Annotated in this window: 24 protein-coding genes and 1 pseudogene; 5 read left to right on the top strand and 20 right to left on the bottom strand. The window is 64.4% G+C overall.

The features are described from left to right. Positions 1-37: 37 nt before the first annotated feature. The 5 genes from IVB36_RS36010 to IVB36_RS35990 all read right to left on the bottom strand — a co-directional run bounded on the left by IVB36_RS36010 (position 38) and on the right by IVB36_RS35990 (position 5,174). Positions 38-628, bottom strand: coding sequence for a thiamine pyrophosphate-dependent enzyme (locus tag IVB36_RS36010; RefSeq protein ID WP_143273367.1), 591 nt, complete (start codon positions 626-628; stop codon positions 38-40). Next, positions 628-1,167, bottom strand: a complete 540-nt coding sequence (locus IVB36_RS36005) for a thiamine pyrophosphate-binding protein (protein ID WP_085351930.1) — start codon at positions 1,165-1,167, stop codon at positions 628-630. Before IVB36_RS36005 ends, IVB36_RS36010 begins: the two co-directional genes overlap by 1 nt. Before the next feature lie 323 nt (positions 1,168-1,490). Beyond that, the gene (locus tag IVB36_RS36000; protein ID WP_085351931.1) at positions 1,491-2,234 is read right to left on the bottom strand and encodes an aspartate/glutamate racemase family protein; all 744 of its coding nucleotides are present in this window, start codon (positions 2,232-2,234) and stop codon (positions 1,491-1,493) included. A gap of 9 nt (positions 2,235-2,243) precedes the next feature. Further along, a complete protein-coding gene (locus IVB36_RS35995; RefSeq protein ID WP_085351932.1) occupies positions 2,244-3,509 on the bottom strand; it encodes an FAD-binding oxidoreductase in 1,266 nt (421 codons plus the stop codon). A 3-nt stretch (positions 3,510-3,512) separates the two neighbouring features. Next, positions 3,513-5,174: a thiamine pyrophosphate-binding protein gene (locus IVB36_RS35990; protein ID WP_247295055.1), complete on the bottom strand. Its 1,662-nt coding sequence runs from the start codon at positions 5,172-5,174 to the stop codon at positions 3,513-3,515. Between the two features lie 204 nt (positions 5,175-5,378). On the opposite strand from IVB36_RS35990, the gene IVB36_RS40230 reads away from it, so the two are divergent. Next, positions 5,379-5,504, top strand: coding sequence for a hypothetical protein (locus tag IVB36_RS40230; RefSeq protein WP_256464935.1), 126 nt, complete (start codon positions 5,379-5,381; stop codon positions 5,502-5,504). A gap of 83 nt (positions 5,505-5,587) precedes the next feature. Here the strand turns inward: IVB36_RS40230 and IVB36_RS35985 are convergent, their stop codons facing one another. The 6 genes from IVB36_RS35985 to IVB36_RS35960 are packed head-to-tail and all read right to left on the bottom strand — an operon-like array spanning position 5,588 to position 11,486. Further along, a complete protein-coding gene (locus tag IVB36_RS35985; RefSeq protein WP_085361521.1) occupies positions 5,588-6,373 on the bottom strand; it encodes an ABC transporter permease in 786 nt (261 codons plus the stop codon). Further along, positions 6,370-7,236, bottom strand: a complete 867-nt coding sequence (locus tag IVB36_RS35980) for an ABC transporter permease (protein WP_026232651.1) — start codon at positions 7,234-7,236, stop codon at positions 6,370-6,372. Before IVB36_RS35980 ends, IVB36_RS35985 begins: the two co-directional genes overlap by 4 nt. Positions 7,237-7,255: 19 nt before the next feature. Continuing rightward, a complete protein-coding gene (locus tag IVB36_RS35975) occupies positions 7,256-8,305 on the bottom strand; it encodes an ABC transporter substrate-binding protein (protein WP_247295057.1) in 1,050 nt (349 codons plus the stop codon). 22 nt (positions 8,306-8,327) lie between these two features. Then, on the bottom strand, positions 8,328-9,635 hold the full coding sequence (locus tag IVB36_RS35970) for an FAD-binding oxidoreductase (RefSeq protein ID WP_247394753.1): 1,308 nt from the start codon (positions 9,633-9,635) through the stop codon (positions 8,328-8,330). A gap of 15 nt (positions 9,636-9,650) precedes the next feature. Further along, complete coding sequence (locus tag IVB36_RS35965) at positions 9,651-10,367, bottom strand: HAD family hydrolase (protein WP_018454007.1); 717 nt, start codon at positions 10,365-10,367, stop codon at positions 9,651-9,653. Positions 10,368-10,403: 36 nt separating this feature from the next. Beyond that, complete coding sequence (locus IVB36_RS35960; RefSeq protein ID WP_018454006.1) at positions 10,404-11,486, bottom strand: ABC transporter ATP-binding protein; 1,083 nt, start codon at positions 11,484-11,486, stop codon at positions 10,404-10,406. A 210-nt stretch (positions 11,487-11,696) separates the two neighbouring features. On the opposite strand from IVB36_RS35960, the gene IVB36_RS35955 reads away from it, so the two are divergent. Further along, entirely contained in the window at positions 11,697-12,635 is a 939-nt protein-coding gene (locus IVB36_RS35955; protein WP_204512151.1) for a LysR family transcriptional regulator, read from the top strand. A 44-nt stretch (positions 12,636-12,679) separates the two neighbouring features. Here the strand turns inward: IVB36_RS35955 and IVB36_RS35950 are convergent, their stop codons facing one another. From IVB36_RS35950 to IVB36_RS35920, 7 genes are all read right to left on the bottom strand, one after another. Then, positions 12,680-13,603 carry a lipase family protein gene (locus IVB36_RS35950; protein ID WP_247394751.1) on the bottom strand — a complete coding sequence of 308 codons (924 nt, stop codon included), beginning with the start codon at positions 13,601-13,603 and terminating at the stop codon, positions 12,680-12,682. A gap of 263 nt (positions 13,604-13,866) precedes the next feature. Then, positions 13,867-15,057 (bottom strand): mannonate dehydratase, encoded by a 1,191-nt coding sequence (uxuA, locus tag IVB36_RS35945; protein WP_204512152.1) that lies wholly within the window; start codon positions 15,055-15,057, stop codon positions 13,867-13,869. Between the two features lie 15 nt (positions 15,058-15,072). Continuing rightward, positions 15,073-16,122, bottom strand: a complete 1,050-nt coding sequence (locus IVB36_RS35940) for an L-idonate 5-dehydrogenase (RefSeq protein WP_085361528.1) — start codon at positions 16,120-16,122, stop codon at positions 15,073-15,075. Beyond that, complete coding sequence (locus IVB36_RS35935) at positions 16,119-17,525, bottom strand: TRAP transporter large permease (protein WP_085351941.1); 1,407 nt, start codon at positions 17,523-17,525, stop codon at positions 16,119-16,121. Before IVB36_RS35935 ends, IVB36_RS35940 begins: the two co-directional genes overlap by 4 nt. A gap of 4 nt (positions 17,526-17,529) precedes the next feature. Further along, a complete protein-coding gene (locus IVB36_RS35930) occupies positions 17,530-18,108 on the bottom strand; it encodes a TRAP transporter small permease (RefSeq protein ID WP_018454000.1) in 579 nt (192 codons plus the stop codon). Positions 18,109-18,244: 136 nt separating this feature from the next. Continuing rightward, a complete protein-coding gene (locus IVB36_RS35925; protein WP_018453999.1) occupies positions 18,245-19,204 on the bottom strand; it encodes a sialic acid TRAP transporter substrate-binding protein SiaP in 960 nt (319 codons plus the stop codon). 105 nt (positions 19,205-19,309) lie between these two features. Continuing rightward, on the bottom strand, positions 19,310-20,119 hold the full coding sequence (locus IVB36_RS35920) for a FadR/GntR family transcriptional regulator (protein WP_204512153.1): 810 nt from the start codon (positions 20,117-20,119) through the stop codon (positions 19,310-19,312). Between the two features lie 145 nt (positions 20,120-20,264). Here IVB36_RS35920 and IVB36_RS35915 point away from each other — a divergent pair, with 145 nt between their 5' ends. Together IVB36_RS35915 and IVB36_RS35910 are read left to right on the top strand one after the other, a co-directional pair. Beyond that, positions 20,265-21,734: a mannitol dehydrogenase family protein gene (locus IVB36_RS35915; protein ID WP_204512154.1), complete on the top strand. Its 1,470-nt coding sequence runs from the start codon at positions 20,265-20,267 to the stop codon at positions 21,732-21,734. 99 nt (positions 21,735-21,833) lie between these two features. Beyond that, entirely contained in the window at positions 21,834-22,241 is a 408-nt protein-coding gene (locus tag IVB36_RS35910; RefSeq protein WP_018453996.1) for a nuclear transport factor 2 family protein, read from the top strand. A gap of 70 nt (positions 22,242-22,311) precedes the next feature. Here IVB36_RS35910 and IVB36_RS35905 read toward each other — a convergent pair whose 3' ends face one another. Next, positions 22,312-23,028, bottom strand: coding sequence for an HAD family hydrolase (locus IVB36_RS35905; RefSeq protein WP_204512155.1), 717 nt, complete (start codon positions 23,026-23,028; stop codon positions 22,312-22,314). 144 nt (positions 23,029-23,172) lie between these two features. On the opposite strand from IVB36_RS35905, the gene IVB36_RS35900 reads away from it, so the two are divergent. Beyond that, the gene (locus IVB36_RS35900) at positions 23,173-24,027 is read left to right on the top strand and encodes an SDR family oxidoreductase (RefSeq protein WP_085351943.1); all 855 of its coding nucleotides are present in this window, start codon (positions 23,173-23,175) and stop codon (positions 24,025-24,027) included. 7 nt (positions 24,028-24,034) lie between these two features. Here IVB36_RS35900 and IVB36_RS35895 read toward each other — a convergent pair. Beyond that, a pseudogene (locus tag IVB36_RS35895) lies at positions 24,035-24,469 on the bottom strand (dienelactone hydrolase family protein); the annotation flags it as partial. Between the last annotated feature and the right edge of the window lie 253 nt (positions 24,470-24,722).

Genomic DNA, 24,722 nt, shown 5'->3' with positions numbered 1-24,722 from the left:
CTTCGACAGCAGACTGTCGCCGGGCGAGAAACCCGGCTCAGACCGACGCGAAGCTAAGATGAGCACGGAACCGGTTCTTGATAAAGACGGCATCGCGCGAGGGTAGCGAGCGCGGCGGATTTTCGGCCAGAACCTTGATGACAAAAAGGCGCGGGCCATCGGCCGGCTCGTCGAGCTGCGTCGCCAGACGTTCCACCTCCTCGAGCGTCCGCACGGTCCCGGTCGCGGCAAAGCCGCAGGCCACAGCGATCGCAGTGAGATCGACGCCGCGCCCGGTGTGGCTGGCCTGCATACCGGTCTCGCCAAAATGCTGGTTGTCGATCACGACGATGTCGAGATTGCGCGGGCGCGCGACGCCGATGGTGGCGATGCCGCCGAGGCCCATCAATTGCTCGCCATCCCCGGTCAAAGCGAGGACGCGCTTTCCCGGCTGGGCTTGCGCGAGGCCAAGCCCGATCAGCGCGGCGCCGCCCATGGCGCCCCAGAGATAGAAATTGCCGTCATGGTCGCCGACCGAATGAAGATCATAGGTCGGCGAGCCGAGGCCGGACACGACCAGCGTGTCCTTGCGATTCTTCAGGAGCGCGGCGACGGCGGCGCGGCGGTCGAGCTGAGCTTGCATTGGCATCACCACTTCTTCTTGCCGATCAGGCGTTGCCCGATCAGCACCGCGATCTGCTGATCGGAATCGTAGGCGAGCGCTGCGGCCGATTCCACGGTCTCGACCAGATCCTCCGCCGTCTCCGCGCGCATCACCTTCAAACCAATCGCTTCCAGCGAGGGCTGCGTCGCACGGCTCATCGGCACCTGCCAGGGATTGAACTCGGCCCATTCGCCGCGCATCGTCACCAGCATCAGCAGTGGAAATCGTCCGATCGCCGACAGCGACAGCATGTTGATGCAATTGCCGACCCCGCTCGACTGCATCAAGAGCACGCTACGCTGGCCGCCGAGCCAGGCGCCTGCGGCGATGGCGACGCCCTCCTCTTCCGTCGTCAGCACGTTGGTGGTGACGTCGCGGTCGGCGGAGAACAGGCGGATGAGCTGGCTGTGACCGGCATCGGGAACGTAGAACATCTGCCGCACGTCGGCGGCTTTCAGGATGCGGTAGAGCTCGGACGGCCAATCGTCTGCGCGCGTGTCGGGATTGGATTGAAGGCTGTGCACCGCTGGTCTCCGTGGATTTCGAGAGGCACTCTAGCGATGTTCAGGCGCCAAAGCTCTGACCGTCTGGCGCGATCAGGTATCGAGGGATTGTATAGCTGCCTCTTCCGCTGCCGGTGGGACAGCGCACGATGCGCATGGCTGCGCCCTCTCCCCTTGCGGGAGAGGACATCACCGCTGACAGATACAAACTCATTTGGGTGAGGGGTATCTCTCCGCGAACTCATCCGCATCCATATGCGCGGAGAGATATCCTCATCCGGCGCTTCGCGCCACCTTCTCCCGCACGGGAGAAGGAAGAGGAGTCATAGACAACTTCTCGACCTCTAGCCAAACTGGCGCGGCCGCAGCCCGGCATGAAACCAGGTGATCATGGAATAGATATCGTAGACGGGCAATCCGACCTCGGCCTGAAGCGCCGCTGCATAAGGCGGCATGTTGGTGCATTCCAGCACGATCGCGCCGACATCCGGGTTCCTGGCGATCAGCTCCTTGCCGGCCTCGACCACATCACGTTCGGCCTGCGCAATGTCCATGTCCTCCTTCTCGGCCTTGATCAAGACGCGGAAGAATTCCTTGCCGTGCTCGGTGCCGACCAGCGGCGTATCGAGCGGCACGCCGGCGCCTGCGAGATGGGCCGGCGTCAAGGTCGAACCGGATACCGTGACGAGGCCAACGCGCTTGCCCGGCGGCAAGGTCGCCTGCACCCACGGCACCTGCATCAGTGACGAGGTCGCAACGGGAACGCCGACCGCGGCCGCGATCTCCTTCTGGAACAGCGAGAGGAAGCCGCAATTGGTGGTGATGGCCTCGGCCCCGAGCCGCACCAGGTCCTTTGCCGCGTCGATGAAATCAGGCAGCAGACCGGCGGCGCCCTTCAATACCACCTTCTCGGGCGAAGCCCCGCTCACCACACGATAGAGCACGGGGAAAGGCCAGGTGGTGCCGTTGCCCATGTCGCCGGGAATGCGGGGAAAGCGCGCCTCCAGCATCAGGATGCCGAGCGGCGCTCCATAGATGGCCTTGCCGCCGCGGGCTATTCGGGGGGACGAGTTGGCTGGAGCGGTCATGATGCGATCTCAGAGAAAACGATCGGGCGAAAACGGTGCGAGCGGAATTTCCGGCGGCTTGCCGCTCAGAAGCTGGGCGACGAGACGACCGGTGCGGGCCGAGCCGACCAGGCCGATATGGCCGTGGCCGAAGGCATAGACGATGTCACGCGAGGCCCGCGCGTAACCGATGCAGGGACGTCCGTCCGGCATGCTCGGCCGATGGCCGAACCAGGTCTTGATACGCGAAGCCGGAATGTCCGTGGGCAGTTTCGGGAACATGCTGACGAGATGGTTGCGCAGGATCTCGGCGCGCTTCCAGTTCGGTGCGGCCTCGAGGCCGGCGATCTCGACCGTGCCGGCGGCGCGCAAACCCTTGTCGGTCCAGTTCACCACCATCTTCGCATCCGAGGCCATCATCGAGCTGCGCGGCCCCGATTCCGGATTCTCGATCATGACGTGATAGCCGCGCTCGGTCTCAAGCGGCAGCGGATCGCCGATGGACGCCGTGAGCCGCTTCGAATGCGCACCGGCGGCAATCACCGCGGCATCGCACGCAATCTCGCCGGTCTCGGTCAGGACAGCCACGAGCTTGTTGCCGGATAGCTTCAGCCCAATTGCCTTGGCCCGCACGAGCTTGGCGCCGCTTGCTAGGGCATGTTGCGCGAGCGCCGCGACATAGGCACCGGGATCGCGGCAGCGCCCGGCCTCCTCCACCACCACGCCAAAAGTGTAGCGCGGATGCAAATCCGGCTCGCGTTGACGCATCTCGTCGGACGAAAGCTCAAGCCATTCGACGCCGACGCGCTTGCGCACGCGCCAACCGAGATCGTTGTCGAAATTGCCGCGTGACGGGAAGACATGCATCACGCCGTTACGCTCGATCAATTCAGGGACGCCCGCCTCCTCCGCGAGCTTCCTGTGCAACTGCGGCGCGTCCTTCAGGAGGCCGCGTAGCGCGAAGGCCGTCGTCTCGACCCGCGCCTCGGTCCAGCCCGAGAGCAGATATTTGACCAGCCAGGGCAGCGCCTTCGGCAGATAAGACCAGCGGATCGCGAGCGGCCCGAGCGGGTCCACCAGATAACCCGGCACCTTCTTCCAGACACCGGGCTCGGCCGGCGGGATTACCGAATGCGAAGAGAGCCAGCCGGCATTGCCGTAGCTCGCCGCCTGTTCGCCACCGGGCTCGCCGGCGTCGATCAGCGTGACGCGATATCCCTCGCGCAGCGCCTCGATGGCGCTGATCACGCCGACCGCGCCGGCACCGATGATGGCGACGTGGCGGCCCTCCGACATCGCTTAAGCCTTCACCGCAGGGGCGAAGTCCTTGCCGACCGACATCGCGCGCGGATCGATGATGCAGTGGAGGATCGACGGCTTGCCCGAGGCGAGCGCACGCTCGAACGCCGGCGCGAACTCTTCGGTGCGCTCGACGCGCTCGCCATGGCCGCCGAACGCTTTTGCGTACATCGCAAAATCCGGGTTCTTGAGCTGGGTGCCGACCACGCGTCCCGGATAGTCGCGCTCCTGGTGCATGCGGATGGTGCCGTATTGCGCATTGTCGACGATGATGACGACGAGCGGCGCATCGTATTGCACGGCAGTCGCGAATTCCTGCCCGTTCATCAGGAAGCAGCCGTCGCCGGCGAACGCGATAACGGTGCGATCCGGATATTGCCGTTTCGCGAGCACCGCCGCCGGCACGCCATATCCCATCGAGCCCGAGGTCGGCGCGAGCTGGGCGGCAAAGCTGTGGAAGCGATGATGGCGATGGATCCAGCCGGCGTAGTTGCCGGCGCCGTTGCAGACGATCGCGTCCTTGGGCAGGCGATCGCGCAGCCAGGTCATGACCTGGCCGTACTGGAACGTGCCCGGCAGCTCGCGCGCCTTTTCGGTCCAGGCAAGATAGTCGGCATGCGCCTTGGCGGCCTCGCCCTTCCAGGCAACGGCGCCTGCCGGCTTCAGCGTCTCGACCGCGGCCGCGAAGGCGGCGGGCGTGGCCTGGATCGCGAGCTCAGGCTGATAGATGCGGCCGAGCTCTTCCGAGCCGGGATGAACGTGGATCAGCTTCTGCCGCGGGGTCGGAATGTCGAGCAGCGTGTAGGATGAGGACGGCATTTCCGACATGCGGCCGCCGATCAGCAAAATGACGTCGGCGTGGTCGAGGCGCGCCTTCAGGCTCGGGCTCGGCCCGATGCCGAGATCGCCGGCATAATGCGAGTGATCGGCGTCGATCAGCGAGGCCCGGCGGAAGGAGGTCGCGACCGGCAGGTCGAACCGCTCGGCAAAGCGCGCGATGCTCCGGGTCGCTTCATCCGTCCAGCGCGAGCCGCCAAGAATGACGAGCGGCGCCTTGGCGCTCGCAAGCATGGCGCCGACGCGCTCGATATCGGCAGGCGCCGGCCAGCTCACCGCCGGCTCGATGCGCATGGCGTCCGCAACGGCTGCGGTCTCGGTCAGCATGTTCTCGGGCAGCGAGATCACCACGGGACCGGGACGGCCCTGCATGGCGACGCGGAAAGCGCGCGCGACCAACTCCGGAATCCGGTCGGGACGATCGATCTCGACCGCCCATTTCGCCATGGTGCCGAACACCGCCTTGTAGTCGAGTTCCTGAAACGCCTCGCGCTCGCGCATGCCGGTGTCGACCTGACCGACGAACAGGATCATTGGCGTGGAATCCTGCATCGCGATGTGGACGCCGTGGCTCGCATTGGTGGCGCCGGGGCCGCGGGTGACGAAGCAGATGCCGGGACGCCCGGTGAGCTTGCCATAGGCTTCCGCCATCATCGCCGCACCGCCTTCGGCGCGGCAGATCATGACGTCGATCGGGCTGTCGTGCAGCGCGTCCAGCGCCGCCAGATAGCTCTCGCCCGGCACGCAGGTGACGCGCTCGACGCCCTGGGCGACGAGCTGATCGATCAGGATCTGGCCCCCGGTGCGGGCGTTGCGAATGGTCATGACGGCTCCCTCAAGGCTTTGGCGATGCGTTTCGCAGCTTCGCGAAATTTTGCTCGGAGCTGGCGTAGGACAGGCCGACAGGGCGCGCAAGATCGAAAGGCTCCTCGCACCCTGCGCAGGCGTCATGCCCGCCCCTGCTGGTTGCACTGCAGCCCATGTCGCAGCCGCTTGCCGGACGAGAGGTGGCGAGCTTCGACGCCTTCGTTGACGACCTGGCCGAACCAGATCGGTGCCCTATTCGACCGCGACCTCAGCGAGGCCGACGTGCCGGCAAACAGCAGGGCACAGATCGTGGAGATGATTTTGGCGTGGCTGGCGGCGAAAGCGTGAGACGGCGAGGTTCGTGCCAAGCATTCGGTGTCGTCCTGGCGAAGCCAGGACCTCCTGGCTTTCGCCAGGACGATGAACAAAAATCACCCGCCCTTTTTCTGCCGCGCGCTCGCCAGCAGTACCAGCACGAAGGAGGCCGCCGTCATCAGCGTCGAGATGGCAGCGATGGTCGGGTCGATCTCGTCGCGGAGGGCGGTGAACATGCGCTTGGTCAGCGGCTGATACTGGCCGCCGGAGATGAAAAGCGCGACGATGGTCTCGTCCATCGCCGAGATGAAGGCGAAGATGCCGCCTGCGACCACGCTGGACTTGATCTGCGGCAAGGTCACCGCGAAGAAGCTACGCAGGCGATTCATGCCGAGGCTGCGTGCGACCATCTCCTGCGCCGGATCGAAACTCTGCAAGCCCGCCAGCACCGAAATGATCACGTAAGGCAGCCCCAGCATCACATTGGCGAGCACCAGGCCCGGCAGCGTCGCGACCAAGCCGATTTTGGCATAGAGGAAGAAGATCCCCACCGCAGTGATGATGATCGGCACCACCAGCGGCAACAGCAGCATCATGTGGATCAGCCGCATGATCCGCAGCTTCGACTGGCTGATGGCATAGGCGGCGGAGACGCCGAGCGGCGTTGCGATAAGCACGGTAAGGAGCGCGACCGTCAGCGTTACCCGCGTCGCCTGCATCCAGGCCGCGTTGGAGAAATACTGCTGATACCAGCGCAGCGAGAACGACGGTGGCGGAAAGGTCAGAAAACGCGCGCTGGAGAAGGAGATCGGCGCGATGATCAGCACCGGCAGGATCAGGTAGATCAGCACCAGCGCGCTGATCACATAGAGGGCGATCCGGGCGGGTGACAATCGCGTCATTTCTGCCCCAATATGCGATCGAGCGAGATGAAGCGGCTGACGACGAAGAAGATCGCGAGCACGCTTAAGAGCAGCACGACGGCGACTGCGCTCGCCGCGCCGAACTGGTTGTATAGCTCGACATTGCGGCTCACCAGCATCGACACCATCACCGTGCGGCCGCCGCCGAGCAGTTCCGGCGTGATGTAAAAACCGAGGCAGAGCACGAACACCATGGTGCAGCCTGCCAGCACGCCCGGCAGAGACAGCGGCAGGAAGACGCGGACGAAGGTGAGCGACGGGCTCGCTCCCAGGCTGGCGCCGGCCTGCATGAGGTCGGACGGGATCTTCTGCATGGTGGCGTAGAGCGGCAGCACCATGAACGGCAAGAGGATGTGTACCGTCGCAACCACCGTGCCGAAGGTGTTGTGCACCAGCGCGAGCGGTTCGCTCGTCACCTCGAGATAACGCAAAAGCTGGTTGATCACACCGGTGCGCTGGAGCAGCGCCAGCCAGGCATAAGCGCGCACCAGCACACTGGTCCAGAACGGCAGCACGACCAGCGACAGGATGAGAATGCTCCATCCTTTCGGCACCGAGTTGGCGAGGTAGGCCACGGGATAGCCAAGCAGCAGCGCGATTCCCGTGACCACGAGGCTGATCTCGAAGGTCAGCGCAAAGCTGCGCCAGTAGATGTCTTCGGTGAAGACGCGGCGATAATTCTCCAGCGTGAAGCCGTCATGGTAGATCGACTGCCAGGCGAGCCAGCCGACCGGCAGCACGATCAGAGCCAAGATCACCAGCAGCGCCGGCGACACCAATGCCAGCATCAGGCCGTGTTCGCGACGCTGATGCTTTTGGGAGGGATCCGGCACGGATGTCATCGACGCGGCCTCGCTTCGCCTACTTCTGCATGAACGACGCCCAACGCTTCTCGGTGGCTTCGCCCGCCGGCGAGGACCACCAGGCGTAGGACATCAGGGCCTGCTTGGCCGCATTGGCCGGCTCGCTTGGCAATTGCGCGGCGCGCTCCGGCTTGATCACGCCGGTATCGAACGCCTTGGGATTGCCCGGGCCGTAATCGATATTGAGCGGCAGATTGGCCTGGTGCACGGGATCGACGGCCTCGTTGAGAAACTTGACGGCCGTCTCGAGATTCGGCGCGCCCTTGAGGATGCAGAGCGAGGTGCTTTGTAAAACGCCCTGGTTGTAGGTGAAGGCGACCTTGGCGCCTTCCTTCGCGACCGCACTGACACGGCCATTCCAGGCCATCTCCATGTCGACCTCGCCGTCGTTGAGCAGTTGCGCCGACTGTGCGCCGGAGGTCCACCACACCGTGATGTGCGGCTTGATCTCTTCCAGCTTCTTGAAGGCCCGGTCGACGTCGAGCGGATAGAGCTTGTCGGGCGCGACGCCGTCGGCCATCAGTGCCGCCTCGAGCGTCGCGAACGGGTGGTTGCGCAGTGCGCGGCGCCCGGGAAATTTCTGGACGTCCCAGAAATCGGCCCAGCTGTTCGGCGCGTCCTTCGGAAAGGTCTTCTGGCTGTAGGCCAGTACGCTGGAATAGAACTCGTAGGAAACCGAATAGGGGCTGCGATAGGACTCCGGCATCGCGGCGCCATTCGGGATCTTCGAGAAGTCGAGCTTCTCGATCAGCCCCTGCTCGCCCCCACGCAGGCAGTTGCCGGTCGGAGTATCCACGACGTCCCAGATCGGCTTGCCGCTGCCGACTTGCGTCTTGATCGCAGGCCAGGCGTCGGGAATCGAATCTTGGTTGATTGTGATGCCGAGCTTCTTTGCCGTGGGATCGAGGATCGCCACCGTCTGCGCCTGCTGATAGGCGCCGCCTTGCGAGACGAAGGTGATCTGTTCGGCAGCCCTGGCAGCCGTGCCGCTTATCGCGATCGCACCAACCAGCGTGTAGCCAAGTCCAAAAATCCGATTCGTATTCATCCTCGCCTCCTCCAGATAAATGTCACTGTCCGATCGCATCGAGAAACTGGTACCAGCCGGCGACCATGCGCACGGCGGGCTCGCGCAACGGATAGAACGGGATGGCTTTCAATCGCCTCGCGTCGAGCAGCCCGACCTCTGGCGTCTCGCCGCGCACAAAGGCGGCGAGATAGCGGCCCATCAGGCTCGACATCGCCACGCCCGCGCCGTTGTAGCCCATCGAGAACAGCGTGCGGTCGTCGAGCCGGCCGATATGCGGCACCGAGTCCAACGTCATCCCGACCAGGCCCGACCATTTGTAGGCGAGCGGGACGTCGGCAAGGTCGGGAAAGATTCCGACCATCGCCTTGCGCAACGCGTCGAAAGCGGTTTCCGAATCCTGCTTGCCGAAGGCGCCGCGGCCGCCAAAAATCACACGATTGTCGACCATGCGGAACCAACGCATCATGCGCTTGGTCTCGGTGTAGGTGCGCCCGGTCGGCATCAGGCTTCCCGCGAGGTTGCGCGGCAGCCTGTCGGTCGCGATGATGGCGCTGCGGAACGGGATCAGCGTGCGCTGCATGCTCGCGGTCGCGCCGGTGAGGTCGGAATAGCTGTTGGTGGCGATGATCGCCTGCTTTGCCCGCACTGCGCCTTGCGGCGTTTCAGCGGCGATGCCGCTGTTGTCGCGGCGGAGCCTTACGACCGGCGACTCCTGGAAAATCGGGATGCCGCGGCGCGCCACGCCATCGGCAAGGCCGCGCAGATAATTCAGCGGATGGATGCCGCCGGAGCCGGGATTGAGCACGCCGCCGACGAAGATGTCGGAGCCGGTCTCGTCGCGCACTTGCCCCTTGTCGAGGATGCGGACCTCCGCATCCCCCATCTCGCGCTTCATCCAGTTGGCCTCGTCGATCGCGGCCTTCAGGGTCGTCTCGTTGTGAGCGGCCTTGACCTGGCCGGTGCGCGTCAACGCGGCACTGGTGATGCCAAATTCGGAGACCAGCTCCTCGACGGTATCAGTGGATTCATGCGCGATCCCGTGCATGCGCTGCGCCATGGCGCGGCCGTGCACGGCGTCGATCTCGCGGAACGAGAGGCGGAACTTTGCGGTGATCACGCCGCCATTGCGTCCACTCGCGCCCCAGCCCGGGCGGTTGGCCTCGAGTACGATCGGCGACAAACCGCTTTTGGCGATGTGGTGCGCAGCAGACAGGCCCGTGTAGCCCGCACCGATGATCACCACATCCGCCTGGTGCTCGCCTGACACGACCGGAAACTCGCGCGCCGGCTCGGCCGTGGCGGCCCACAGCGAGTTGGCCGACGGCAGCGCCTTCCAGTCCCGTGTCATGCCACCGCTCATGCCTTACGCCGCCGGCCCGATGGCCGCATCGGCAAGCGCCTTCAACGTCGGAAAATGGAAGTCCGGCTTGGTCAGCGTCTCCACGGCCGGTGTGCCTCCGAAACCGGCCATGCCCTGGCGGCGCTCGATCCAGCACACCTTGTAGCCGAGTTTCCGCGCAATCCCGATGTCGTGATACTGGCTCTGCGCGACGTGAAGGATATCGGACTGCTTGTAGCCGAAAGCGGACTGGCGGCCCTTGTTGTAGGCGAAAAACTCCGGATCGGGTTTCGCAACGCCAGTCTCGTCGGCGCAAACGGTATCGTCGAAGGGATTGCCGAGCGCGTGCGCGTAACAGGACAGCGCGACGCGGTCGGCATTGGTCATCGCGACCAGGCGGAATTTGGTTCTCAGGCGCTTCAGAGCCTCGACCGAGTCTGGGAACGGTCCCCAGCGCAGCACCGCGAGCTGGAACACGTCGCAGGAGGCGTCATCGGCCTGCAGCCCGAGTTCCTTGGCAAGATAGCGATAGACATGGAACATCACCTCGCTCGACCGCTCGTGGTGCTTGTCGCGACCGCGCTTGTAGGATTCGAAGATCTTGTCGTCGCTGAGCTCGGCCGGCGACTTGCCCGAGATCCGGCGCACCGCGGAGAGCACGCCGGTCTCGAAATCGATCAAGGTGCCGACGACGTCGAAGGTGAGAACCTTGAAATTGCTGAACGAGGCTGCTGACGACATTTTTGGCTTCTTCTCTCGGTTGGACAAGGCTTGGGTTCAGTCCCTCACCCTGGGCACGACGATGGTGTCCTCGGGGTGAAGGGTCACGGTAAGGCTGCCGCCCAGCGGCGGGATGCGGCTGTAGGCCTGGTGATAGCTCGCCTGGCGCAGGCTGAGCACGATGCCATCGGCGAGCGCCAGGAAGATGCGCAGGCTCTCGCCCTGATAGACGATGTCGGTGACCGTGCCGGTGAGCCGATTGCAGGCGGTGTCCGGCGCACCATCGTCGATCAGCAGTTTTTCGCTGTGCACGGCGAGCATCAGCGCGTCCCCGTCGGGAATGGCGCGGGCGCTGCGCAGAAGCACATTGCCGAGCGCAACGCCGGAGGCATCGACGCGTCGCACGGGAAGCATCGTGGCCTCGCCAATGAAACTCGCGACGAAGGAATCCGCGGGATGATCGTGCAGGCGCTCGGGCGCGTCGATCTGGATCAGCCTGCCGTCCTTCATCACGGCGACGCGGTCGCTCATGGTCAGCGCTTCGCGCTGATCGTGGGTGACGTAGATGATGGTGGCGCCGATGCGCTTGTGCAGCGCGCGCAGCTCGATCTGCATGGATTCGCGCAGTTGCTTGTCGAGCGCGGACAGCGGTTCGTCCATCAGGATCAGCCGCGGCTCGAAGATCATGGCGCGTGCGAGCGCCACGCGCTGGCGCTGGCCGCCGGAGAGTTGCGCGATACCGCGCTCTTCGTAGCCGGCAAGACCGACCATCGAAAGCGCCGCGCGCACCTTATCCGGCCAGGCCGCCTTCGGCAGCCGTCGCGCGCGCAAGGGAAAGGCAACATTCTCGCCGACGCTCATATGCGGGAACAGCGCGTAGTTCTGGAACACGACGCCGATGTCGCGCTTGTGCGGCGGCATCCAGGTGACGTCGCGGCCGCCGAACAGGATCGTTCCGCTCGATGGCAGGATGAAGCCGCCGAGGATGCCGAGCAATGTGGTCTTGCCGGACCCGGAGGGGCCCAGCAGCGAGACGAACTCGCCGGCGGCGACATTGAGGGACACGTCGTCGAGGGCACGAACGGCGCCATAGGCCTTGCTCGCGGATCTGATCTCGACGCTTTCCGCTCGTTTGTCCAACGATCGACCTCGCCATGTCCTGAGCCGGCGTGCTTCACTGCGCGCCATAAGCCTGCTTTATAGACAGGAATTTGAGCACTCCTGGTCGAAGCGTGCACCGCACCAACATCTTCGCTCGCAGGCCCTGTCTTTTGGCTATGACGCCAATGACACCAGACTTGGCAAAACTCGGCAATTGCCAAATTCTCACCTGGGTCATAACATGGTGTTATGCCCGAGCTGCGCCGGATGCTGCCCTCAAGTAACGCCCTGTTCGTCTTCGACGCAGCGGCGCGCAATGGCAGCTTCACGGCGGCGGCCGCCGAACTGAACGTCACCCAGCCTGCGGTGAGCCGGATGCTGGGTCAGTTCGAGGACCATCTCGGCGTTCGCCTATTCGACCGCAAGGCGGGACGCGCGGTGCTCACTGAGGAAGGCGAACTCTTGTATCGCCGCGTGCTCGAAGGCTTTCGCAGCATCGAAAGCGGGCTGGTCGAGATCGAGCGGCGCCGGAAGGGCACCGAGACGGTGACACTGTCGGTCTCCTCCGCCTTCACCACGCATTGGCTGATGCCGCGCATCGACAAGCTGCAGAAGCAATTTCCTCAGGTCGATTTGCGCTTTCAGCTGATCTCCGGCGCGCTGCGCGGACCAGTGGAGAATGTCGACCTCGGCATGCGCTTCCGCGATCGCGAGGAGCCGTCATCCGGTGGCACGCTGGTGATGAAGGAGGTCATGCTGCCGATGTGCAGCCCTGCCTATCTCGGCGAAACCGATCCCGCCGAAGGCAACACCATCATTCGGCTCGCCGAGACGCCGGGCGACTGGGCCGCGGATTACGCATCGCTTCTCACCGGGCGCCGCGGTGCGGCCAAGGCGCTGAGCTTCACGGACTATGCCGTCGTGATGCAGGCCGCCCTGCTCGGCCAGGGCATCGCGCTCGGTTGGCTGACGGTCGCCTCGCACTGGCTATTGACCGGCGCGCTGGTGCCCGCCTCCGACACGCTCACCACCACACGCCGCATCTGCGAATTCCTGCCACCGCGCAACCGGCCGATGCGTCCCATCGCCGCCGAGATCCGCGACTGGATCACCGCGCAGATGAAAAGCGAGATCGCCGCGATCGACCGGCTCTATCCGAAGCTCGGCGCGATGGCGGCTTGCTACTAGAGCGTTTTCGGGCGAAGTGGACCGGTTCACGTGAAGAAAACGCATCAAAACCGGAGTGAGGCGGGTGTCAGCGCGGCACAGTAACGATCGGGCAGGTGATCGCCGATCCCTGCCGGCAGCAGCACCGTGAGCCTGCCGACGACATCCGTCCGCGTGTTCTCGGATACGCCGCTGAGGAGATTGCGGACCTGCTCACCAATTCCAGCATTCGCCATTGGCTCATCCGAACCAACATTCGTCGTGAGCTGGCTGGCGCTGAATTTGGCGCCGCGTGCACAGGCGAGATAACGGCCGACGTGATGAAAGCCAAGCCCGGGCGGAGGCACGGTCGGGACGATGTCGGTGCCGTGCACGAGACGATAGGTCGTCCTGCCGAACGTACCGTTGTAGAGGGCGACGAAATCGTCGCGGCCCACGCGCGGACAACCGTAAAGATAGATCTGCGCATCCGCGAGCTGGAGCTGCTCCCGCGCGAAGTCCGCCGTTGCCACCGCGATCGCGGCGCCGAGGCTGTGCCCAGTGATGAAGATCGGTGATTTGCGCGCCAGCGCTGCCGCCAGTGCGCTCTTCACGTCGTCCCACACGGCCGCCGCCGCATCGACGAACCCCTGGTGCACGGGCGCCTTCGGTCGGCCAAGCGTGAAATCGCTGACCCAGTTCAGGAGATGAAGCGGGTCGGTGCCGGCGAAGGCGACAATGGTTGCGTCACCCTTGCTCGCGATGATCCCGCGCGTGTCGGTCAGCGGCAGCGTCGAATGCGCCGGCTGGCTCAGCAACTTGACGCCGGACAGATCCCAGAAAGGAGAGACCCTGTTGATCGTGTCCGGCACATGGGTCTCGTAGGCGAGTTGCGACATCCACATCATCGCGCGAGCGATGTCGAGATCAAAGCCGGTTGATGTCTCGTTGAATTTTGCAAATGCCCGTCGGTCATATTGATCGGGAGGAAGTTCGACCAGAATGCTCACATCAAGCTCCTAAATGGCTTATTGCTGCAATACGTCGATCGAAAACGGAATGACGCTACCTTCGCATATGGCTGGAATTTTGACAATCTGTGCGCGTGCCCGGGACGTATTCTGCCTTTGCGCCTAAGGGGACAAGGTTGAGACGAGGCACCTCTCCCCCCGCGTCATTGCGAGCGTAGCGAAGCAATCCAGAGTCCTTCCGCGGAGGAATTCTGGTTTGGTTCGCTGCGCTCGCAATGACGGTATGGATAAAGTTTTGGCCTCTATCGATGCTCGATCGCGCGGATCGCGCCGCGGAGCTCGGCCAGGCCGCGGAGGCGGCCAATCGCGGTGTAGCCCGGATTGGTGCGCTTGGTGGCCGCGAGATCGTCGAGCATGCGATGGCCGTGGTCGGGCCGGAACACAATTTTCTGGCCGGGCGAACGCCGCGCGTTCTCCTTCAGCAGCGCCTTCAGCACCGCGACCATGTCGACGTCACCGTCGAGATGATCGGACTCGTAGAAGGACAGGCCATCCGCCTCGCGCTTGGTCGCGCGCAGATGCGCAAAGGCAATGCGCGGGCCGAAGCGTTCGGCCATCGCGGGAAGATTGTTCTCGGCGCGCACGCCAAGCGACCCCGTGCACAGGCAGATACCATTCGCCTTTGACGGCACCGCATCGAACAACGCCTGATAGTCATCGGCGCTGGACGCGACGCGCGGCAGACCGAACAGCGGGCGCGGCGGGTCGTCCGGATGCAGCGTCAATGAGACCCCGAGCTGCTCGGCGACGGGGGTGACGCGGCCCAAAAACTCGGCGAGATGCTGCCGCAGGATTTTTGGCGTGACGTCGCGATATGTTTCGAGCCGATCGCGGAATTGCGGGATGGTCAACGGCTCGGTGGTGGAGCCCGGCAGCGCGCTGGCGATGACCATGACGAGATATTCGATATCGGCCTGGCTCATCTGCTCGAACAGTTTTTTCGCGCGGGCCTGCTGCTCGGGCGAGTATTCCTGGACGGCGGCGGGACGCTTCAGGATGTGCAGCTCGAAGGCCGCGAAACGGTCTTGATCGAAGCGCATGGCGCGGGCGCCGTTCGGCAGCTCCCATTCGAGATCGGTGCGGCACCAATCCACGACGGGCATGAAGTTGTAGCAGATGATCTTGATGCCGGCCGCGGCAGCCGCCTCCAGGCTGGCGATCCATGTCTCGATCGAGCGCGTCGCTTTAGCCCCGAGACGCTTGACGTCGTCGGGGATCGGAATCGATTCCACCACCGACCAGGTCAGCCGCGAGCGCCCGGGTTGGCCGCTCTCGATGAAGTTCTTGCGCTCCTCGACCGCCTTGCGTGTCCAGGCTTCGCCGATCGGCACCTGATGCAGCGCCGAGACGATGTCGCTCGCCCCGGCCTGCCTGACATCGTCGAGCGAGACCGGATCGTCCGGCCCGTACCAGCGCCATCCCTCGAGCATCATAAGAATTCTCCCCGATCAGTTCGCGGTCAGCACGACCTTGACGCTCTGCGAGCGGTCGAGCGCCAGCCGCAGCGCGTCCGGCGCGGTGGACAGCGGCCGCTCGGCGGTGACCAGCGACAGCACGTCGACGCTGCCGTCCGCGATCAGCTCCACCGCCGTCATGAACTCAAGCCCGAAGCGGAACGAGCCGCGCAGGTCGATCTCCTTGGCCATCACCGCATTGGCCGGCACCGGAATCTGGCCACCCGGCAAATTGCCGATCTGCACCACAACGCCGCCGCGCCTGACGATACCGATCGCACTGGCAAGGCCTGCAGCCGTGCCCGAGACTTCGAAAGCGACATCGTAGGGGCGCGAGGTGGCCTGCGCCTTCAGGCCTTCCTCGCCGGCTGCGACATTCTCGACGTGAGAGGCGCCGAGCCGGGTCGCAAAGGCCAGCGGCGCCGGCGCGATGTCGGCCACCGTGATGTCGGTCATGCCGGCGCGGCGCGCGGCGAGCATGGTCAGAAGCCCGATCGGACCGGCGCCGAAGATGATGCCGCGCTTGCCATCGATGTTGCCGGCACGCGCGACGGCGTGCAGGCAGACCGCGAGCGGTTCGGCGAGCGCCGCGGCCTGATAGGACACATGATCGGGAATCTTCACGCACTGTGCCGGGATCGCGTCGAAATAGTTGGCAAAGCCGCCCTGCATGTGCGGTGTCTTCGAGGCCGAGCCCATGAAGTAGATATTTTCGCAGAGGTTCTGCCGGCCTTGGCGGCAGGCGCCGCAATGGCCGCACCAGCGCGACGGGTTGACGGCAACGCGGTCGCCGACCTTCAGATTTGCCGCGGAGCCCGCGATCTCCACGACCTCGCCGGAGATTTCATGGCCGAGCACCAGCGGCGATTTCACCACGAAATCGCCGGTCCGGGCATGGCGGAAATAATGCATGTCCGAGCCGCAGATGCCGCCGGCGCCGAAACGGAGGCGCACCATGCCTTCAGCGAGCTTGTCGAGCGGATGCTCGACCATGCGCAGATCTTCGGGGCCAAACAGGGTTGCGGCGAGAGCAGTTGAGGTCATTTGGAAAGTCCCATGTATTTCGGTAGCCACAGGGTCAATTCGGGGATGTAGGTGATCGCGATCAGCGCAACCATCAGCGGCACCAGCCACGGCAGGATCGCCACCGTCGTGCGCTCGACCGAGAGCTTTGCGACGCGCGCGAGCACGAACAACACCATGCCGAGCGGCGGATGCAGCAGACCGATCATCAGGTTCAGCGTCATGATCAGACCGAAATGGATCGGGTCGATGCCGAGCTTGAGCACGATCGGCAACAGGATCGGCACCAGAATGGTGATCGCCGCCGTGGTGTCGATGAAGCAGCCGACGAACAGGATCAGGACGTTGGCGAGCGCCAGGAACACCCATTTGTTGTGGGTGATGCTGAGCATCCAGTCCGACAGCATCTGGGCTGCCTGCGACACCGTCAGCAGCCAGGCGAAGATCGAGGCTGCCGTGACGATGAACAGCACCGAAGCCGTGGTCTCGATGGTGTCGAAAGTCGCTTTCGCGACCGTTTTCATCGTCATGGTGCGGTAGCGTACCAGGCCGAGGAACAGCGACCAGATCACGGCGGCGACCGCGGCTTCCGTTGGGGTGAACCAGCCGAGCGTCATGCCGCCGATCAGGATCACCGGCGCCATCAGCGCCATCACCGCGGAGAAGTCGAAGTACCAGTCGATCGCGAGCAGCGCGAACAGGCCGAGACCAACTGCCCAATTGGTGGAGAGACCGGCGACCGTCAGAAGCCAGACAGCCATCGGGAAGCTCAATACGACGAGGATCTCGAGCCCCGCCGATCCCAATTGCGGCCAGGAGAACGGCGTATCGCTGCCCCATTTGTTCTTGTGCGCGAAGTAGGTGACGGTGGCCATCATCAGGAGCGTCAGCACGACGCCTGGAATGACGCCCCCCAGAAACAGCGCGCCGATCGAGACGTTGGCCATCATGCCGTAGATCACGAAAGGCAGCGACGGCGGGATGATCGGCCCGAGCGTGGCGGAGGCCGCGGTGACGCCCACGGAGAATTCCGTGGAGTAGCCGTGGTCCTTCATCGCCTTGATCTCGATGGTACCGAGACCGGCGGCATCCGCGATCGCGGTGCCAGACATGCCGGAGAAGATCACCGAGCCAATGATATTGACGTGGCCGAGGCCGCCGCGCATCCAGCCGACCAGCGCGACGGCGAATTTATAGATGCGCCCGGTGACGCCCGCGATGTTCATCAGATTGCCGGCCAGGATGAAGAACGGCACGGCGAGCAACGGAAAGCTCTCGACACCGGCGATCATGCGCTGCGCCAGCGTGACGTCGGGCGTCACGCCGCTGACCAGGATGTAGAGCAGCGACGACGCCGCCATGGCGATGGCCACGGGAACGCCGAGCAGCATGAGGATGAGGAAGCCTCCAAGCAACAGCAACATGGAATTACCCTTCAAAGCCGTCGTAGGCGCCGGGACGTTCGAGGATCGAGTAGCCCTGCCGCAAATGTTGTATGGCCACTTGCACCGAGCGGACGAACATCAGCACGAAGCCCGCCAGCACGGCGTAATAGACGTAGTCCTTGGGAAGATTGATGGTGGTCATGGATTCGTCGCCGATGATCTGGATGTAGACCCAGACCAGCTTGATGGCGTAACCGAAGAAGACGATCCGGATCAGATCGATCACTGTCGACAATGCGCGCGCCACAAGGTGCGGAAGATAGCGATAGAGCAGGTCGACCTGGATGTGCCGCGACAGCCGCACGCACATCGAGGAGCCGATGAAGACCACGCCGATCAGGCAGTAGGTCGCGATCTCCTCGGTCCAGGCGTAGCTGTCGTTGAGGACGTAACGGGTGAAGAACTGGAGGAAGACGGCGAGCGCCATCACCCAGAAGATCGCCAGCGCGACCCAGTCCTCAAAAGCGTAGATGCCGAGATCGACCTTGGGCGTCGCCTCTTCCTCGAAGGTGTGGGCGATCTCGTCCGCGGTGATCTGCCGGTGCGTTTCGGCGGTGGACATGGGTGTGCTCCTCAAACTGATCACGTCGTTCCGGGATGGTGCGTCAGCACCAGACCCGGAACCTCGAGATTTTCAGGTGCGCAATTGCACACCGTAGTTCGGTCCAGCGGACCGCCCCGGGATGGCGACTACGTCATTACTTCACCGCCTGAATGCGTTCCCAGTCGGCCTTGCGGTAGCCGAAGGTCTCGAACGCGACGTTCTTCAGCACGGTGTCGCGGAACTCGCTCTTGTCGACCTCGGTGACGGTCAGGCCCTTCTCCTTGAAGAAGGCGACCAGCTTGGCCTCGTTCTGCTTGATCTCCGCGGTCGCCTTGGCGGCGGCCTCCTGCGCGACGTCGGTGAAGGTCTTCTTGTCCTCGTCGCTGAGCTTCTTCCAAAGCGCACCGGCCACCACCGTGTTGAGATGGTCGACGATGTGGCCGGTCAGCACGATGTGCTTCTGCACCTCGTAGAACTTCTTGGCCTCGATCGTGGTGAGCGGATTCTCCTGGGCTTCGACGGTACCGTTCTGGAGCGCCAGATAGACTTCGGCGAACGCGATCGGCGCGGTGTTGGCGCCGCAGGCGCGCGGCATGGCGAGATAGGCGGGCACATCGGGCACGCGCATCTTCAGACCCTTGAGGTCGGCACAGGTCTTGATCGGCTTGTTCGACGAGGTCTGGCGCACGCCGTAATAGGTCACCGCGACGATGTGGTGGCCGCTCTTGTCCTCATAACCCTTGGTGAGCTCCTTGAAGATGTCGCTCTTGGTGTAGGCGAGCAGATGATCGGCATCGCGGAAGGTGTAGGGATAATAGGTCACGCCGATCGGCGGAAAGCTCTTGGCCGCGAAGCTCGAGCCGGAGATGATGATGTCGACCGAACCGAGCGAAAGGCCCTGGTTGATGTCGGCCTCCTTGCCGAGCTGCGACGCTGGATAGACGTCGATCGCATAGCGCCCGTTGGTGCGCTTGCCGATCTCCTGCGCGGCCCAGACCGAAGCAGTGTGGAAGGGCTCCGAGGTCTCGTAGACATGGGCCCATTTGAGCTTGGTCTGCGCCATGCCGGCGCCAGCCGTAGCAATCATCGCCGCGGCCGAGACCGCCAGCACCATTGTCATCTTTTTCAACACTGACTTTTCCTCCATTTTTCAAGTCTGCTTCTTTTAAATCTGCTTCTTGTCCGCCCGCCCCCAAACGCGGGTGCGGGCCGCACGATCTCATCGCGGTCGCGCGCTGCTGCTCGCAGCTCGCTTCTTCTTCGGCGCACGTTCCGGTTTTGTCGGTTTTGCCGTCGATCGCGCCGCGCGCCCGGAGGACGGTCCTGCCGCGCTCTCGGCGCCGAAGTTCTGCGCAAAGCGCTCCTGGGATCTCGCGAGATGATCGCGCATGGCTTCGCGCGCGGCCCCGGGATCATGCGCCGCGATCGCGTCGCGCACCGCGCGATGCTCGTCGAGTGCAGTGCGCCACGTGCCCGGGCTCTCGAAATAATGCGCAAGCTGCGCGAAATAGGGATTGAGGCGCTGGTCGAACAACTCGCCGACCACGCGCACCAGAACGGCATTGCCGAGGCTTCCGGCGATCGCGACGTGGAAGGCGCGGTCGTGGACCATCGAGGCTTCGCCGGGGTGTTCTACATTCTCCATCGCGACAAGGGACGCATCGATGCGGGCAAGGTCGTCCTTCGTCGCCACGCGCGCGGCTTCTTCGGCGATGGCGCTTTCCAGGAACTCGCGGGCACGCAACAGCTCGAACGGGCCCTCGATGACGGAAGCAGGCGCGGTCGCCGCAACCGTCGCAGGCTCGATCACATAGATGCCGGAACCGACGCGGATACGAAGGCGGCCCTCGACTTCGAGCGCGATCAGGGCTTCGCGCACCGTCGGCCTGGATATCTTGAGCTGCTCGGCGAGTTCGCGCTCGGTCGGCAAGCGGCTGCCGACCGCGTACTCACCGCTGTCGATCAGGCTTCGCAATTGATCGGCGACTTGGCGATAAAGCCGTCTCGCCTCCACAGCTTCCAGCGGCACGCTGGTCCTCCCGAAAGGGTCATGCCGGCAGCTCTCGCTGCCCGCGGCCCGCCAATTTTGGAAAATTGGTCTTACCAATTGACCGCAAGCATTGACCGAGGACGGGCGCCATGTCAAGCAGCGGCCAAACAAGGGGAGAGACGACATGCGCCTCGGCCGCGCCAATCTCGACCGGCTGCCACCCGGCATCCGCCGCCCGGCCTACGACCGTTCGCGCGTCACCTCTGGCATCGTGCATCTCGGCCTTGGCGCGTTTCATCGCGCCCACCAGGCCGTCGTCATCGATGATTGCCTTGCGGCCGGCGCCACCTCGTGGGGCATCGTCGGTGCCAGCCTGCGCAGCCCGGACACACGCGACGCCCTCGCCCCGCAGGATCATCTCTATACGGTTGCCGTCCGTGCAGCCGAAGGCACCGAACACCGCATCATCGGTGCGCTGCTCGACAGCGTGGTCGCGCGCGAAAGCCCGGCACGATTGGTCGAGCGAATGGCCGATCCCGCCATTCGCATCGTCTCCCTCACCGTCACCGAGAAGGGCTATTGCCACACGCCCCAGACCGGCGATCTCGACGAACGGCATCCTGATGTCGTGCACGACCTCAACAATTTCGACGCGCCGCGCTCGGCTCCCGGCTTCATCGTCGCCGCGCTGGCGCGCCGGCGGGCGCTGGGCGCCCCGCCCTTCACCGTGCTGAGCTGCGACAACCTCGCCGCCAACGGCCACACCGTGCAGCGGATCGTGACGCAATTCGCCGCGCTGCGCTCGAAGGATCTCGGCAAGTGGATCGCGGATACGGTGGCCTTCCCCTCGACCATGGTCGACCGGATCGTGCCGGAGACGACGGATAGTGACCGCGATGCGGTTTCATCGGCGCTCGGTTTACGCGATGCATGGCCCGTCATGACCGAGCCCTTCACGCAATGGGTGGTCGAGGATCGCTTTACGGCCGGCCGGCCCGATCTTGCCGCCGCGGGCGTCGAACTGGTGAACGACGTCAAGCCGTTCGAGCTGATGAAGCTGCGGCTGCTCAACGCCAGCCATTCGGCGCTGGCCTATCTCGGCTATCTCGCAGGCTACGAGACCATTGCCGACACCATGCTGGATCCGCATTTCGCGCGCCTCGCCGCGCAGGTGATGGAAGAGGCCGCGGTGACATTGACGATGCCATCAGGCGCAGATCTGGCCGCCTATCGCGCCTCACTGCTCAAGCGCTTCGCCAATCCGGCACTGCATCACCGCACCTGGCAGATCGTGATGGACGGCTCGCAAAAGCTGCCGCAGCGCCTGCTCGGCGCGATCCAGGATCGTCTCGCCAGGAACCTGCCGATCGCGACGCATGCGCTCGCGGTGGCCGGCTGGATGCGCTACGTCAGCGGCCTTGACGAGAAGGGCCGCACCATCGACGTGCGCGATCCGCTCGCAGCCGAGTTCGCCGGCTTGGCGCGCGAGGCAGGTCCCGTCGCCGAACGATTGGCACCCGCGCTGCTCGGCGTCGGAAAAGTGTTCGGGCCCTTGGGCGCCGAGCCGCGCCTGCGCGAAGCCGTGACCGCTGCGCTCGGCCGGCTCTACAAGGATGGCGCGCGGCGTGCGGTGGAGATTCTGGTCTCGGCGTGACCACAAAACGGGCAGCGATGCTGCGTTGCGGTCCAGATCGACGGAAAGTCGACGGAAGTCTTGCTTGATTTTTGCCTGTCATTGCCCCACCCGAGAGGCATGGCAAAGGACAGCAAGGTGATCGCCGCGAACGCAGCGTTCTACGCCGCCTTTTCGACCGGCGATTTCGACGAAATGGAGCGGATGTGGGCGGACGATGACGCCATTTCCTGCATTCATCCCGGCTGGCCGGCCATCATCGGCCGGGCCACGGTGATCGGAAGCTGGCGCGACATCCTGCAGAGTCCGGAGCGGCCGCAGATCGTCTGCGCGGAACCGCAGGCCATCGTCGATGGCGACAGCGCGCGCGTGCTCTGCATCGAGATCGTCGACGGCACGGCATTGGCTGCGGCCAACCATTTTCGGCGCGTCGGCGACGACTGGCGCCTGGTGCACCACCAGTCCAGCCCGATCGCGCAGATTGTCGAGCAAGCTGAGGACGATAGAGCGAGCCACCGCGTCCATTAACGGGCGCCCGGCCCGCAGGCACATTCTACTGTGCATGGGGTTGTTTTTTCAGTTTTTTTGTTTTGCCGCCTCACCCGAGCCCCGACAGATCATCCAGCACGACCCGCGCCTGGCTAAAATCGTCGTCCCGGAAGAACATGCTTCTGGTGATGAGCACGGGAATGTTCGCCCGCGAAGCTGCGGTCAGGCCGTTAGCGGAATCCTCGATCGCGACGCAGTCGGACGCGTTGAGCTTCAGCCGCGCCAGGGTCTCGACATAGACATCCGGCGCAGGCTTTTTATGCCGCACGTCATCTCCGGCGACAATCGCATCAAAATCCGCGGCCCAGCACTTTCCCAGGGCGCGCGACAGCAGCGCGTCGATGTTGGCGTGCGACGTGGTCGTCGCGATCGCGAGCCGCTGGCGGCGCGCCTTGGCAGCGACGAGGAGATCCGTCACCCCGGGCCGTAAGGGGCAGCAGCCGGTTTGGACCAGTCCGGCATAATGCGCGGTCTTGATGCGGTGGAGTTCCGCGATGTCCACATCCGATAATGGCGCGGCGATCCTCAGCCTTTCATGGTGGGCGCGAATGCGTTCCTTGCCGCCCGTGACCCGCAGCAGGTCCTTGTAGACGGCCCGATCCCATTGCCAATCGAGACCGTGGCGGGCGAAGGCATGGTTGAAGGCCTGCCGATGCAGCTCTTCGGTCTCAGCCAAGGTGCCGTCGACGTCGAAGATCAGCGCGGCGGCGCGGCGGACTAGCTCAGCCGCGTCAGATAGCATGATGGCTGGCGCTTCTGCCTGCATGATCGATGCGTCCCTCCGGTGAGCGACCATCGCCTGCACAGGCGGGCGAGACAAATTGCAATATCTTTTGCCGGACCCAAAAATCTCTTATGAGCGGAGGCGCGCTGCGGCGCGAACGGGAACTCCGACCTGCAAGGAAGATGTATGCTGCTCTTTATCCTTGGCCTCGGCTACAGTGCGCGGCACTTCGTCCGCCTGTTCGGTGGCCGCTTCTCGCATATCGCCGGCACGGTGCGCGATCCCGCGCAGCGGGGCGCTCTCGCCGGCGTCGAGGTGCATGCTTTCTCCGGCAGCAGTCCGGCACGCGAGACGATCGAACGCATGAGGGACGCGGATGTCCTTCTCGTTTCGATCCCGCCCGGCAGTGCCGGCGATCCCGCAATCGCGGCCTTCTCCGGCCTGCTGGCGGCGGGCGGCGACCGCAAGATCGTCTATTTGTCCACGATCGGCGTATATGGTGATCACGCCGGCGGCTGGGTCGACGAGAGCACGCCGCCGAAGGCGGACCTCGACAGGACGCGCATGCGGGTCGCGGCGGAACAGGCATGGACCGACACGACCGGTGGCGACGCCGCGATCCTGCGGCTTGCGGGTATCTATGGCCCCGGCCGTAACGCGCTGGTGACGCTGCGCGCTCGAACGGCGCGGCGCATCATCAAGCCGGGACAGGTGTTCAACCGCATCCACGTCGACGACATCGCGAGCGCGATCATGGCTGCGATTCATCACCCGAGCGGCGGCACGTGGAACGTCTGCGACGACGAGCCGGCGCCGCCGCAGGAGGTGATCGCTTACGCGGCGAAGCTGATGAATGTTGCACCGCCGCCGGAAGAGCCGTTCGAGACCGCCGAGATGTCGGCGATGGCCCGCAGCTTCTATGCGAGCAGCGCCCGCGTCTCCAACGCGAAAATGAAGTGCGAGCTCGGCGTCACGCTTGCTTATCCGACCTACCGCCACGCCCTGGATGCGTTGTGGCAAGCGGGGGAAGGAGGATCATGATCAAGCGTCAGCTCAACACGCCATACTTCTTGAACCAGGCCTGGGCCTGCTTCCAGGCATCTTCTGCTGCGTCCTTGCGATAGCTGCCGCGGTAGTCGGCATGGAAGCCATGCGGCGCTTCCGGATAGATCTTGAACTCGGCCGTCTTCTTGTTCTGCTCCAAGGCTGTCTTGAGCTGCTCGACCTGGGCGACGGGAATGCCGGTATCGGCGCCGCCATAGAGGCCGAGCACCGGTGCCTTCATCTCGGGCGCGAGCTGCATCGGGCTCTTCGGCCACGGCCGATTGGCTGGATCGACCGGCGGACCGTAGAAGGCGACGCCGGCCTTGAGGCTGCCGCTGTGAGCGGCATATTCCCAGACGGTGCGTCCGCCGCGGCAGAAGCCGATGATGCCGAGCTTACCGGTGTCGCCGCCTTGCGATCCCGCCCACGCCACCGTCGCGGAATACTGGATCGCCCGGTCAAGCCGGGCGATGACAGGGAGTGTGTAGCCGTAGACACGCCTTCGCGTCCTCGCGGCGTTTCGCCCGAGCTTTGCCTGGTCATTCCACCCTCAAAGCCAAGAGGGCGCAGGGAAGGCCGGGTGCCGGCTGGCACCCGCGGTCCGCTGCGCGAAAATGTAGCGCAAGGAAACCGCACAGCAGCATACAGGTGTAGCCAATCACTCGGCCTTCCCTGCGCGATGGTTGGACGGC

Origin of the sequence: Bradyrhizobium sp. 35 (assembly GCF_023073215.1) — a bacterium.
Taxonomy (GTDB): Bacteria; Pseudomonadota; Alphaproteobacteria; order Rhizobiales; family Xanthobacteraceae; genus Bradyrhizobium; species Bradyrhizobium canariense_D.
Note: the sequence above shows the minus strand (reverse complement) of the source record. Positions and strands in the feature narration are given on the sequence as shown.